Source organism: Xanthobacter sp. BG11Y11_SDJG, assembly GCF_057364445.1.
Genome location: NZ_JBNFNU010000102.1, coordinates 1 through 12,041, shown reverse-complemented (window position 1 = coordinate 12,041; position 12,041 = coordinate 1). Strand labels below are relative to the sequence as shown.

The window sequence follows — 12,041 nt, the reverse complement described above, 5'->3', positions numbered from 1 at the left end:
GCGCCTCCGACGGGGCGCCGGCGGGGAGCGGCGCGAGCGTATAGCCCATGGGGGCGAGGCGCCGCGTCAGCGCCGTCAGGTCGAGCCCTTCCGCGTGCCGCACCGAGACCGTGCCGGCGGCTACCGAGACGGAAATCTCCGTGATGCCCTCCACCCGCTGCCCCGCGCCCTCGATCTTGGCGGCGCAGGAGGCGCAGTCCATGCCCGTGACGCGGAACCGGCTGAGAACCTGCGGAGCGTTCATTCTGCGGCCTTTCTGCTCGCCCTTCCATTCGTTCGGCCGGCACCCTAAATGCTCTAGCGACTAGAGGAGCAAGCCCCATGTCGCGCACCATGAAGACCGCCCCCTCCGAGGCCGTGCCGCCGGGAGATGTGGACGTGCTGCTGCCCATCGGCGCGGCGGCGCAAGCGAGCGGCGTGAAGGTGCCCACCATCCGCTTCTACGAGGCGGCCGGCCTCCTGCCGCCGCTGCCGCGCACCGAGGGCAACCGCCGGCTCTATGGGGCGGACGCGGTGAAGCGGCTCGGCTTCATCCGCCATGCGCGCGAACTGGGCTTCGAGCTCGACGCCATCCGCACGCTGCTGCATCTCCAGGACCGGCCGGACCAGCCCTGCGCCGAGGCCGACGCCATCGCCGGTGCGCGGCTCGCGGAGGTGCGCCGCCGCATCTCGGCGCTGAAGGCGCTGGAGGCGGAGCTGGCGCAGATGGTCGAGGCCTGCGCCCACGGCCGGATGGCCGACTGCCGGGTGATCGAGACTTTGGCCGACCACGGCCAGTGCCGCTTCCATGCGGCCGCATCGGGGCGGCCGGAAGCGCCGGTCCGGGCGGCGAAGCGGCGCCATCCCCGCGCGGCGTGACGGAGTGCCCGGCGCCAAGAGGGCGCAGCAAGGAAGAGGGCGCCGTAGGACCGTGCAGCGAGACGGTACAGCCAGACGTGCCACAGGCAAAACGGTGTCGGGCGGGCCGGCCCAAGGGCCTCCCGCGACCAAGCCGCGATCGGAAGGCGGCGGCCGGCTATTTCCGGACAGGCGCCTGGGCGGCTTGGTCCTCCATCAGCTCGTACCACATGGCGTTGAGCACCGCGAAGGCGGCAGCCAGCGGCAGTCCGAGCAACCAAGCGAAGTACCACATGACGCGTCTCCCTCAGTAAGCGTGGCTGCTGTCATCGGCGATCGCGCGCGCGTCCACCTTGCCCCAAAGCACGCGGTAGACCCACGCGGTATAAGCGATGATGATCGGCACGAAGATCGCCGCGCAGACCAGCATGATGAACAAGGTGAGATGGCTCGACGAGGCATCCCAGACCGTGAGGCTGGAGCGCAGGTCTACCGACGACGGCAGGATGAAGGGAAACATGGAAAGCCCCACCGTCGAGATGATCCCGAAGATCGCGGCCGAACTGGCCAGGAACGCCCCGCCCTGCGACCGCGAGCCGAGCAGCGCGAGGCTGCCCAGCGCGCCGAGGAAGCCCAGTGCTGGCCCCGCCAGCATCCAGGGATGCGCGGCGAAGTTGACGAGCCAGGCGCCCGGGGCGAGCGCCACCGACTTGGCCAAGGGATTGGATGGGCCGTCCGCCGGGATCGTGCCGACGATCTGATAGCCCATGCCGGCGAGCCACAGCCACACCCCGCCGAGCGCGAACAGCACGATGGTGGCCGCCGCGGCGAGGCGGCCGAACGTACGCGCACGGGCCGCGACCGGGCCGTCGGTCTTCAGCGCCAGCCAGCCGGCGCCGTGCATGGCGAGCATGGCCACCGACAGCAGCCCGCACAGCAGGCCGTAGGGGTTGAGCAGCTCGAACAGGGTGGTGCCGTCGTAGAAGATCCGCAGGTCGGTGTCGAAGTGGAAGCGCACGCCCTGAAGCACGTTGCCCACGGCGACGCCCATCACCAGCGCCGGCACCAGGCCGCCGACGAACAGCGCCCAGTCCCAGCCGCTGCGCCAGGCGGCGCTCTCGCGCTTGGAACGATACTTGAAGCCCACGGGCCGCAGGATGAGGGCGAACAGGATCGCGAACATGGCGAGGTAGAAGCCGGAGAAGGAGACCGCATAGAGCGGCGGCCAGGCGGCGAAGATGGCGCCGCCACCGAGGATCAGCCACACCTGGTTGCCTTCCCAGACCGGGCCGACGGCGTTGATGACCACGCGCCGCTCGAGGTCCGTCTTCGCCACGAACGGCAGCAGGATCGCGGCGCCGAGATCGAACCCGTCCATGATCGCGAAGCCGATCAGCAGCACGCCGAGCAGCAGCCACCAGATGACGCGCAGGGTGTCGTAGTCGATGAGGGTGTGAAGGATCATGGGTCCTACTCCGCAGCGGCGAAGGATTGGGGAAGAAGCTCCGCCTCCGGCGCGTCGTCCGGCTCGGGGCCCTTGCGGATGGCGCGCAGCATCAGCGTCATCTCGATGATGAAGAGTACGGTGTAGATCGCCACGAAGCCGACCAGCGTGGCGAGCACCGTGGTGGCGCCGAGGCTGGAGACGCCCGCCACGGTGGGCAGCACGCCCTCGATGTTCCAGGGCTGGCGGCCGACCTCCGCCACCACCCAGCCCAGCTCCGCCGCCAGCCAGGGCAGCGGGATGGCGAGCACCGCGAGGCGCAGCAGCAGCGGGTAGCGGTCCAGCATGCGCCGCGCCGAGAGCACGAAGAACAGGGCGAGGAAGGCGATGAAGAAGAAGCCCAGCCCCACCATGATGCGGAACGACCAGAACAGGGTCGGCACGCTGGGCACCGTGTCCCATGCGGCGGCCTTGATCTGCTCGGGCGTGGCCTTTCGCGGATCGTCCACATAGCGCTTCAGCAGCAGCGCGTAGCCGAGATTGTGCCCGTCCGCCTCGAAGGCCTGCCGCGCGGCGGGGGGGATGGCCTGCGTGCTGCCGGCGGCGCGGATCTGCTGCAGGGCGTCGAACGCCTTGATGCCGGAGGCGATATTGCGCTCGGCGCCGGCCACCAGTTCCTCGATGCCAGGAATCTGCTGGGTCAGCGAGCGGGTGGCGATCAGGCCGAGCACCCAGGGAATGCGCACGGCATAATGGGTCTCGCGCGCGCTCTCGCTGGGGAAGCCGAACAGCGTGAAGCCGGCGGGGGCGGGCTCGGTTTCCCACATGGCCTCGATGGCCGCGAGCTTCATCTTCTGGTGCTCGGTGGTGAGGTAGCCGCTCTCGTCGCCGAGCACGACCACCGACAGGGCTGACGCGAGGCCGAACGAGGCGGCGACCGTCATCGAGCGCTTGGCGAGGTCCACATGGCGGCCCTTCAGCAGGTACCAGGCCGAGACGCCGAGCACGAAGATGGAGGCGGTCACGTAGCCGGCCGAGACGGTGTGGACGAACTTGGCCTGCGCCACCGGATTGGTGAGCACCGCGAAGAAGTCCACCACCTCCATGCGCATGGTCTGCGGGTTGAAGGCCGCCCCCACCGGGTTCTGCATCCAGCCGTTGGCCACGAGGATCCAGAGCGCCGAGAGGTTGGAGCCCAGCGCCACCGCCCAGGTGGTGACCAGGTGGCCCACCTTCGTCATCCTGTCCCAGCCGAAGAAGAACAGGCCGACGAAGGTGGCTTCCAGGAAGAAGGCCATCAGGCCCTCAATGGCGAGCGGCGCGCCGAAGATGTCGCCCACATAGTGGCTGTAATAGCTCCAGTTCATGCCGAACTGGAATTCCATGACGATGCCGGTGGCGACGCCGAGCACGAAGTTGATGCCGAACAGCGTGCCCCAGAACTTGGTCATCTGCCGCCAGATGGGCCGCCCGGTCATGACATAGACCGTCTCCATGATCGCGAGCAGCACGGAGAGGCCGAGGGTGAGAGGCACGAACAGGAAATGGTAGAGCGCCGTCATCGCGAACTGCAGGCGCGAGAGATCGACTACGTTGAGTTCCATGGTGTGGTTCCGGTGTCGTCCGGTCTCCTGGTTTGGACGCCGCCCCTGCGGCGCCGAAAAAGCGGGTTCAGTCGGGCCTGAGCGCATCCAGCGCGTCGGCAAATCCGGGGTCGCCGCGCCGCATCTCGCCGGCGATGCGGCCGCCGGCGATGCGATGATGCGATCGGCCACCGCCGCCTCGCGGCGCAGGTGGGTGGCGATCACGAGGGTGCGTGGCAGCCGGCGGCGGGCGCGCAGCGCGTCAGGACGTCCCGCGCGGTGGCGCCGTCGAGGCCCTCGGTGGGCTCGTCCATCACCAGCAGGCGCGGATTGAGCAGCAGCGCGCGGCTGATGGCGAGCATCTGCTGCTCGCCGCCGGAGAGCTGGGCGCCGCCATTGCTGCGCCGCTCGGCGAGGCGCGGGAAGGCGTCGTAGATGCGCTCCACCGTCCAGGCGCCGCGCGTGCCCCGCTGCATCAGGCGCAGGTGCTCGTCCACGGTCAGCGAGCGCCACAGGCGGCGGCCCTGCGGCACGTAGCCGATGCCGAGCCGCGCCACTTCGGCCGGCGATCGTCCGGCGATCTCCTCGCCGAACAGGCGGATCGAGCCCGAGCTGATCGGCACAAGGCCCATGATGGCCTTGCACATGGTGGTCTTGCCCATGCCGTTGCGACCGACCACCGACAGCACGCCGTGCTGCAGCGTGAGGTCGACGCCCTGCAAGGCGTGGGAGCGCCCGTAGAAGACGTTGAGCCCGGCGATCTGCAGGATCGGCACGCCGGCGGCCGGCGGGGCCTTCAGGCGCTCAGCCATGACCGCCCCCGAGATAGAGTTCCTGCACCTCGGGGTCGGTCTCGATCTCCTCCGGCCGCTTCCTTGAAGATGCGGCCGTTGTGCATCATCGTCACGCTCTCGACGACGCGCAGCGCCACGTCCATGTCGTGCTCGATGATGATGTAGCCGATGTGGGTGGGCAGCGAGGTGAGGATGTGGACGAGGTCGCGCCGCTCGGTGGGCGAGAGGCCGGCGGCCGGCTCGTCGAACAGGATGAAGCGCGGCGCGCCGGACAGCGCGAGCGCGATCTCCAGCTGCCGCTGCTGGCCATAGGCGAGTTCGCCCACCAGTTGGTCCCGCACGCTCGTGAGGTGGACCGCCTCCACCAGGCCTACGGCGGCGGCCATGAGCGCATCGTCCCGGCGCGGGCGCAGCAGGGAGAAGCGGTTGCGCGAGACCCCGCGGCAGGCGAGATAGACGTTGTCCAGCACCGAGAGCCCGGTGAACAGCGAGGAAATCTGGTAGGTGCGCCGAAGCCCGCGCCGGATGCGCTCCTGGGGCGGAAAGGCCGTCACGTCCTCGCCGAAGAAGCGGATGATGCCGGAGGTGGGCGGAAAGTCGCCGGTGATGCAGTTGAACAGGGTCGTCTTGCCGGCGCCGTTCGAGCCGAGCACGGCCCGCCGCTCGCCCGGGCGGACGGACAGGGTGATGTCGGAGAGCGCCGCCAGCGCGCCGAACAGCCGCGAGACGCCGCGCAGTTCCAGCGCATTGGCGGAGCCCGTCGCGGCGAGCCGCTCGCCGGTGACGGCGAGGCTGGAGGCGCGGCTCATGGCTTGCCTCCCGGCGTGTCGCCGCCGATGCGCATCTGCGCGGCGCGCGCTTCGCGGCTGCGGCGGGCGCGCTCCGTGATGCGGCGCCCAGATGCCGATCAGCCGCTCGGGCGAGAACAGCACGATGACGAGGAAGCCGAGCCCCACCAGCAGCTGGAAGCGCTTGCCGTCGAGCCCCACCCATTCGAGCAGGTCGAGCGAGAAGGTGCGCAGCAGCACGTAGACGAGGGCGCCGATGAACGGGCCGATCGGCCGCGACAGCCCGCCCACCACGGCGATGATGAGGATGTCCACCACCGGCCCCACCCCGCCCGTGCCGGGGGAGATCTGGCGCTGGTACCACACCAGCAGCACGCCCGCGAAGGCGGCGATGACCGAGGCGAAGGCATAGGCGGCGATCTTGTGGGCGGTGACGTCGAAGCCCAGCGCCGCCATGCGCCGCGGATTGTCGCGCGTGCCCTGGAGCGCGAGGCCGAACGGCGCGCGCGCCACATAGACCACGGCCCAGCAGGCGAGGGCGGAACAGCCGAGCACCAGGTAGTAGAACGGGATGTTCTCGCCCCAGTCGACGCCCAGGAAGACCGGCGGCGTGATCCCGTTGAAACCGCTGAAGCCGTTGAAGATGGTGTAGTTCTGGAGGCTCAGATAGTAGAACGCCGAGGCGATGGCGAGGGTGATCATGATGGTGTAGATGCCCTCGGTCCGCACCGAGAGCGCGCCGCTCAGCGTGCCGAACGCGGTGGCGATCAGCACCGCCACGATCACCGCCGCCCACCACGGCCAGCCGAGACTGATCTGGGTGATGGCGCTGTGGCCGAAGATGGCGACCATGTAGCCGGCCAGCGCCGCCACCGTCATCTGCACCAGGCTGACGATGCCGCCATAGCCGGCGAGGAACATGAGGCTCAGCGCGATCATGCCGAGGATCATCGCGTAGGCGAGAATCTGCACCAGCCAGAACGAGGACACCAGCAGCGGCATCAGCAGCAGCAGGACGGCGGCCACCCAGAAGGCGGTGCCCTGCCGGGCGACCGCCGCGCCCAGGCGGTCCGGACGGCGCGCGGCATAGGCGGAGGGGTGTTCGGCGAGGGCCATGTCAGCGCCTCGCCGCCAGGCCCTCGGGCCGGATCGCGAGCACCGCGACCATGATGACGAAGGTCAGCATCACCGCATAGGTGGGCATGTAGACCGAGCCGAACTGCTCGGCGAGGCCGACGATGAGCGCCCCCATGGCGGCGCCGGGGATCGAGCCCATGCCGCCGACGATCACCACCACCAGCGAGGAGAGCAGGATCTTGATGTCCTCGCCCGGCTGGAGCGACTGGAAGGTGCCGCCCACCACGCCGGCGAGTCCGGCGAGCCCGGCGCCGAAGGCGAACACGGTGATGAACACCAGCTGCACCCGCACGCCTGTGGCCGAGAGCATGTCGCGGTCGTCGACGCCCGCCCGCACCAGCATGCCGACCCGCGTGCGGTTGAGCGCCAGCCACATGGCGATGCCCACGACGATGGCCCCGAACAGGATGGCGATGCGCACCAGCGGGTAGTTCATCATCACCGCCTCGCCGCTGCTGCGCAGCCCGACGATGAAGGGCAGTTCCACGGGGCCGGACAGCCACGTGGGGGTCGTGACCTGGAAGGTGTCGCCGCCATAGGACCACAGCAGCAGGTCGGCGAAGATGATGGAGAGGCCGATGGTGACCAGCGTCTGCCGCAGGTCCTGCCCCTCCATCCAGCGGAACAGCAGCACCTGCATGAGGATGCCCACCACCGCGACGATCAGGAAGGCGACCAGCAGCGCCACCAGCCAGGAGCCGGTCAATTCGCCGATGCTGTAGCCGATATAGCCGCCCATCAAATACAGCGAGCCGTGCGCGAGGTTGACGTTGCGCATCAGGCCGAAGATCAGCGTGAAGCCGCTCGCCACCAGGAAATAGAGCGCGCCGAGCGTGATGCCGTTGAACAGGGCGCTGAGGAACACGCGCTTGCGCCCGAGCGTCGCCTCCAGCGCCGGCGGCCACACCGCGAACACCAGCCACAGCACGATCGCGGCGAAGACGATGATGATGAACGACGAGATGGGCCGGCGGGCGATGAAGTCACCCATGGCGCAGCTCCGGCATCTGCGGGCCGACGAGGCGCAGCGCCCGGCGGTAGTCGCTCGGCGACATGCCCATGTGGGCGGTGAAGAAGCGGGTGAAGACGCTCTGGCACGAGAAGCCGATGCGGTGGCCGATGAGCTTGACCGGATCGTTCGAGCGCACGATGCGCTCCAGCGCCGCGTCGAGCCGCACCGTGTTGGCGAACACCGTGGGCGTCACGCCCACCTGCTCGCGGAACAGCTTGAAGAAATGGGCGCGCGACAGCCCCGCCTCGCGGGCCACGCTGGCGAGCACACCCTCGTAGGAGGGGTGTTCCTCCAGCAGCCGGCAGGCGCGCGCCACGCGCTTGTCGAGGGCGCCGTCGGCGGACTGGTACAGCAGCGAGGCGACGAGGTCGGGTCCCACCGGCTCGCTCGAAGCCTGCGCCAGCGCCATGAGCACCGGCGCCAGCGTCAGCTCGCGGTGGCTGGACAACAACATGTCCACCGCCTTGTCCCGCCAGGCCGCCAGCTCGCGCGTCACCACCAGGGCCGAGGCGGGAAAGGCGCGGGCGCCGGAGGGCGTCATGGTCTGCGCCCGGAGCCATTCCGGCCGCAGATAGACCACCAGGAACAGGCCGGAACAGCCGAGCCGGTCGGGATGGAAATTGTGGGGCTCCCACGGATTGATGGCGACGCCCATGAAGGGGTCCACGCGCACCTCCTGGCCGCTCACATTCACCAGGCCATGGGCGCCTTCGAGATAGAAGATCAGGTGCGCTTCGCGATGGGCATGAAGCACCAGGGGGCGGTCGAGTTGGTAGATCGACACCCGGCCGAAGGGACCGTGGCAGACCGCGACAGCGCGACTCATGGTTCCTCGCGTGACTTTCTCCGGCCGCGGGCTTGCCGCATCGGGCAAGCCCCGCCCGATGCGTCGCGCGAGCGCGCGACGCCGGGAACCGGTCTGGAACTGCGGTCGGTTGGGGGAGCATCATCGCCTCGCCCCGGTCTCTCAGAGTTGCGCGGCGCTTACCGCTTGCACTCGGGATTGGTCCGCGAGGGAAGTCCCACCGCCTTGAACTGCTCGGGGGTCAGGCCGAGTGTCTGGTTGACGTTGGGCACCACCTTCACGAACTTGTTGGTGAGGTCGCCGTTCGGCAGTTCCGCCACCTCGGTGATGAAGGTGTTGGCGATCGCCTGGCGGTTCTCGTCGAGCTTGATCTTGCCGTTGGGCGCGTCGAGTTCGAGCTTGGCCAGTTCCGCCCGCAGCTTGGCGCCGCCGTCGGAGAGGTCGCCGTTGACCTTCTCCATGCCCTGCTTCAGCGCGTTGAACGCGTTGTAGTAGTTGGTGGCGAACAGGGAGGGGCTGGCGAAGCGCTTGTCGGCCGGGAAGGCGTCCTGATAGGTCTTCACCCAGGCCTTCCAGCGCGGGTCGTCCCAGGCGTCGGCGACGCCGCCGGACGAGGGGGTTCCCACCAGCAGCTTCTTGGCGGCGCCGCGCGAGGACAGCACGGTCTGGTCCACCATGATGGAGCCGCCGATGAACTTCGCCTTGCCGCCGGTCTGGCTGTACTGGTTGAGGAAGTTCACGGAATCGCCGCCGCCGAGGCCGAGCCACACCGCGTCCACGTCGTCCGGGATGTTGGCGATCACCGAGCCGAAGTCCTTGGTGCCGAGCGGCACCCACTGGCGCTGGACGATCTCGCCGCCGGCCTTGCAATAGCCCAACACGAAGCCGAACACCTGCGTGTAGGGGAAGGAATAGTCCTCGCCGATGATGGCGACCTTCTTGTAGCCCTTGTCCTTGAAGACGTATTCGCCGAGGCCGGCCATCCACATGGCGCCGTCGCTGTTAAAGCGGAAGAAGTTCGGCGAGGGATTGACGAAGGTGGTCTCGAGCGCGCCGGACGAACCGTTGATCATGACGAGGTTCGGCACGGTCTTGCTGTAGTCGCGCATGGCGATGCCCTCGGACCCGGAGAGCGGGCCGATGATGAGCTGCACCTTGTCCTGCTCGACCAGCTTGCGGGCGGCGCGCAGCGCGGAATCCGGGCTCGCGTCCGTCGGGGCGATGATGAGTTCGATCTCCTTGCCGGCGATCTTGTTGCCGGCTTCCTTGGCGGCGATCTGCACGCCGCGGACGCCGTCTTCGCCGCCGGAGGTCAGCGCGCCCGAGAGCGTCGCCATCACGCCGATCTTCAGTTTTTCCTGAGCCAGGCCCGGTCCCGCGGCCAAGCAGTATCCGCACGCCACCGCGGCGGCGAGGAGCGCTTTGCGCATAGCTTATTCCTCCCTTTCCGGCCGCGCCGACTGTTGTTACGGCGGTGCCGATGGCGGATTTCTTTGTTCCGCCCTAAGGGAAGGCTAGCATAGGGCGATAGGCTGCCAAGATCGTCGGCTTAGCCGAGGGTCTGCTTTTAAAACGGTTGGAGTGGCGCAGATCGGCCCTTTCCGCGCCCGCCGCGCGGCCGTGGATGGTCCCCCTAGAGCATTGGTATTCATGGAGATTATCGCGACTGGGCTGTATCCCTCGCGGGGGCTTACCGTTGCGCGCACTTTCCCTAACGTCAAGCAGAAGGGCGCCGGCGCTCACCGTTACGTGAGCGCCGTATGCTGAAGCTCAAGGTTGGCGGGACCGTGCGAAGTCAGCGTCTTGCGCTGGCCGGTCCCGGCGCGAGGTCAGGACGGGTGGAACTGGACCACCACGCGCTCGGCGAAGATCGGCGTGCAGAATTCCTCGAAGAACGCCTGATGCTCCGGCGATTCCGCGTAAGTTCGGTAGCCGTCCGCGTCGTCGAACTCCAGCACCAGGCCGACGTCGTAATTGGGCCGGAAGTTGTGGCGCTTGACGTGGGATTCCCCGCCGGCGCCCTCATTGGCGCCGATGTACCAGTTCTTGATGACCGGCAGGCTGGTGGCGAGCTTCGGGAAATTCGCGAAATAGCGCTCCACCGCCTTCGGGTCGGCGTCCGGCTTGAACTTCAGGATGGCCATGTGGCGGAACATCGTTTCCTCCGGGTGATGGTGGCTTAGGTCAATTCGGGAAGGCGGAAGATGCGCCGGCACGTCCCGCCCATCACGGCGGGAACGGCAGCGGGATCGAAGCGGGCGACGATGTCGGCGATGCCGGACCAGATGTCGCCATAGGCGCCGGCGAGGAGGCTCACCGGCCAGTTGCTCGCCGCCATCACGCGATCCGGGCCGAAGCGGGCGAGGACGTGCTCGGCGAAGGGCCGCACGTCGTCGGTCCGCCAGCGCCAGGCGAGCACCACGTCGAGGCCCACCGAGAGCTTGATGGCGACGTTGGGCAGTGCCGCCGCCCGGTCGATCATGGCGCGCCAGGCCGCTTCATCGCCACCGCCGACCGGCGGACGGGCAAGATGGTCCAACACCACGGGCATGTGCGGGTAGCGCTCGGCGGTGGCGAGCACGGCCGCGAACCGGGCGGCATCGTTCGGCACGGCGTCGAACACCAGCCCGGCAGCGGCGACGAGCCCCACGGCCTCCTGCACTTGGGGCGCCAGGAGCCAATGGGGATCGGGCTCGAAATTGATCAGATGGCGCATGCCCACCAGCTTCGGACGCTCGGCCAGGCGCGCGAGCGTCCGTCCAGTGGCTTCCGGATCGCGCAGCGGCAGCCAGCCGACCACGCCGCGGATCCAGGGGGTCGCGTCCGCGAGGTCGAGATATTCGTCGGTCTCGTCGGCGTCGTTGAGCGACTGCATGAGCACGGTGCCGTCGACCCCGGCCGCGGCCATGGCGCGGACCAGATCGTCCGGCGTGAAGTCGCGGTCGAGGGTTGCGCGCGCGGCGGGGGGCCAGGAATGGGGCCGGCGGTCCAGCCACCAGAAGTGCTGATGGGCGTCGATGGTGCTCATGCAGGTTCGCTCTCCGGGCAGGGCGGCGCGCCGCGATCAAGAAGGCGGTGGCCGACAAACGCGCAGCCCGCTGCCGCAAGGGCCATGGCCGCCGCCGTCCACCAGGCGGCGCCGTAGGAGCCGTGCGCCACCACGAGACCGAACAGGAACGGGCCGAAGATGGCGCCGGTGAACACGCCGGCCTGGGTGATGCCAGTTGCGGCGCCGGCGGAGCGGGCATTGGCGCGCACCACGGCGAGCAGCGAGAGGCCCGACCAGCCCCAACCCAGGCCGAAGCCGAGCGCGGTGCCGACCACCACCGGCCCGAGGCCGGTGCCGAGCGCCAGGAGCGCGTAGCCGGCCGCGCCGCCGAGGAACAGCAGCGCCACCACCGGCAGCGGCGCGAACGGCCGGCGGTCCACCCAGAAGCCGAAGGCGAGGCGGTGGCCACCGAGACCAGGCTGCCGAACGCCACCACCAGGCCGCCGACGGCCGCCGAATGGCCGTCCGCCGTGACCGAGGGCACGAGGAAGGTGGCCATGGAATTGGCGCTGCCCGCCCCGAGCCCGGACATGGCGCCGAGCACCAGCAGCGTCGCCAGCGGCGAGCCCGTCCCGGTCCCGGCGCGCGGGAA

The 12,041-nt window shown here is 69.1% G+C and carries 12 protein-coding genes and 3 pseudogenes; 2 read left to right on the top strand and 13 right to left on the bottom strand.

Annotated elements, in window-relative coordinates; genetic code table 11:
• Window positions 1–244 (bottom strand): heavy-metal-associated domain-containing protein (locus AC2W7M_RS10845; protein ID WP_486132351.1); only part of this gene is annotated, 244 nt, incomplete at its 3' end.
• An 89-nt stretch (window positions 245–333) separates the two neighbouring features.
• On the opposite strand from AC2W7M_RS10845, the gene AC2W7M_RS10840 reads away from it, so the two are divergent.
• On the top strand, window positions 334–858 hold the full coding sequence (locus AC2W7M_RS10840) for a MerR family transcriptional regulator (protein WP_486132353.1): 525 nt from the start codon (window positions 334–336) through the stop codon (window positions 856–858).
• Between the two features lie 157 nt (window positions 859–1,015).
• On the opposite strand, the gene cydX is transcribed toward AC2W7M_RS10840, so the two are convergent.
• From cydX to AC2W7M_RS10780, 12 genes and pseudogenes are all read right to left on the bottom strand, one after another.
• On the bottom strand, window positions 1,016–1,132 hold the full coding sequence (gene cydX, locus AC2W7M_RS10835; RefSeq protein WP_486132349.1) for a cytochrome bd-I oxidase subunit CydX: 117 nt from the start codon (window positions 1,130–1,132) through the stop codon (window positions 1,016–1,018).
• Window positions 1,133–1,144: 12 nt separating this feature from the next.
• On the bottom strand, window positions 1,145–2,302 hold the full coding sequence (gene cydB, locus AC2W7M_RS10830; RefSeq protein ID WP_486132347.1) for a cytochrome d ubiquinol oxidase subunit II: 1,158 nt from the start codon (window positions 2,300–2,302) through the stop codon (window positions 1,145–1,147).
• 5 nt (window positions 2,303–2,307) lie between these two features.
• The gene (locus AC2W7M_RS10825; protein ID WP_486132345.1) at window positions 2,308–3,885 is read right to left on the bottom strand and encodes a cytochrome ubiquinol oxidase subunit I; all 1,578 of its coding nucleotides are present in this window, start codon (window positions 3,883–3,885) and stop codon (window positions 2,308–2,310) included.
• 269 nt (window positions 3,886–4,154) lie between these two features.
• Window positions 4,155–4,676 (bottom strand): annotated as a pseudogene (locus AC2W7M_RS10820) (ABC transporter ATP-binding protein); the annotation flags it as partial.
• Window positions 4,669–5,467, bottom strand: a pseudogene (locus AC2W7M_RS10815) (ABC transporter ATP-binding protein). The pseudogenes AC2W7M_RS10815 and AC2W7M_RS10820, both read right to left, overlap by 8 nt.
• A 30-nt stretch (window positions 5,468–5,497) precedes the next feature.
• Window positions 5,498–6,562 (bottom strand): annotated as a pseudogene (locus tag AC2W7M_RS10810) (branched-chain amino acid ABC transporter permease); the annotation flags it as partial.
• A 1-nt stretch (window position 6,563) separates the two neighbouring features.
• Window positions 6,564–7,574 carry a branched-chain amino acid ABC transporter permease gene (locus tag AC2W7M_RS10805; RefSeq protein ID WP_486132343.1) on the bottom strand — a complete coding sequence of 337 codons (1,011 nt, stop codon included), beginning with the start codon at window positions 7,572–7,574 and terminating at the stop codon, window positions 6,564–6,566.
• The gene (locus AC2W7M_RS10800) at window positions 7,567–8,421 is read right to left on the bottom strand and encodes a helix-turn-helix transcriptional regulator (RefSeq protein ID WP_486132342.1); all 855 of its coding nucleotides are present in this window, start codon (window positions 8,419–8,421) and stop codon (window positions 7,567–7,569) included. Before AC2W7M_RS10800 ends, AC2W7M_RS10805 begins: the two co-directional genes overlap by 8 nt.
• Before the next feature lie 158 nt (window positions 8,422–8,579).
• Window positions 8,580–9,830, bottom strand: a complete 1,251-nt coding sequence (locus tag AC2W7M_RS10795; protein ID WP_486132340.1) for an ABC transporter substrate-binding protein — start codon at window positions 9,828–9,830, stop codon at window positions 8,580–8,582.
• A gap of 399 nt (window positions 9,831–10,229) precedes the next feature.
• Window positions 10,230–10,556, bottom strand: coding sequence for a Dabb family protein (locus AC2W7M_RS10790; protein WP_486132338.1), 327 nt, complete (start codon window positions 10,554–10,556; stop codon window positions 10,230–10,232).
• Window positions 10,557–10,579: 23 nt separating this feature from the next.
• Window positions 10,580–11,428, bottom strand: coding sequence for an amidohydrolase family protein (locus AC2W7M_RS10785; protein ID WP_486132336.1), 849 nt, complete (start codon window positions 11,426–11,428; stop codon window positions 10,580–10,582).
• Window positions 11,425–11,829 carry a hypothetical protein gene (locus AC2W7M_RS10780; RefSeq protein WP_486132335.1) on the bottom strand — a complete coding sequence of 135 codons (405 nt, stop codon included), beginning with the start codon at window positions 11,827–11,829 and terminating at the stop codon, window positions 11,425–11,427. The genes AC2W7M_RS10785 and AC2W7M_RS10780 overlap by 4 nt, the downstream gene beginning before the upstream one ends.
• Window positions 11,830–11,850: 21 nt before the next feature.
• Here AC2W7M_RS10780 and AC2W7M_RS10775 point away from each other — a divergent pair.
• The coding region (locus tag AC2W7M_RS10775; protein WP_486132333.1) for a hypothetical protein at window positions 11,851–12,041 on the top strand (191 nt) is incomplete at its 3' end.

Excerpts from the sequence above, each read along its gene's own strand:
- AC2W7M_RS10840 (WP_486132353.1), top strand. The coding sequence starts at position 334 with ATGAAGACCGCCCCCTCCGAGGCCGTGCCGCCGGGAGATGTGGACGTG.
- cydX (WP_486132349.1), bottom strand. The coding sequence starts at position 1,132 with ATGTGGTACTTCGCTTGGTTGCTCGGACTGCCGCTGGCTGCCGCCTTC.
- cydB (WP_486132347.1), bottom strand. The coding sequence starts at position 2,302 with ATGATCCTTCACACCCTCATCGACTACGACACCCTGCGCGTCATCTGG.
- AC2W7M_RS10825 (WP_486132345.1), bottom strand. The coding sequence starts at position 3,885 with ATGGAACTCAACGTAGTCGATCTCTCGCGCCTGCAGTTCGCGATGACG.
- AC2W7M_RS10805 (WP_486132343.1), bottom strand. The coding sequence starts at position 7,574 with ATGGGTGACTTCATCGCCCGCCGGCCCATCTCGTCGTTCATCATCATC.
- AC2W7M_RS10800 (WP_486132342.1), bottom strand. The coding sequence starts at position 8,421 with ATGAGTCGCGCTGTCGCGGTCTGCCACGGTCCCTTCGGCCGGGTGTCG.
- AC2W7M_RS10795 (WP_486132340.1), bottom strand. The coding sequence starts at position 9,830 with ATGCGCAAAGCGCTCCTCGCCGCCGCGGTGGCGTGCGGATACTGCTTG.
- AC2W7M_RS10790 (WP_486132338.1), bottom strand. The coding sequence starts at position 10,556 with ATGTTCCGCCACATGGCCATCCTGAAGTTCAAGCCGGACGCCGACCCG.
- AC2W7M_RS10785 (WP_486132336.1), bottom strand. The coding sequence starts at position 11,428 with ATGAGCACCATCGACGCCCATCAGCACTTCTGGTGGCTGGACCGCCGG.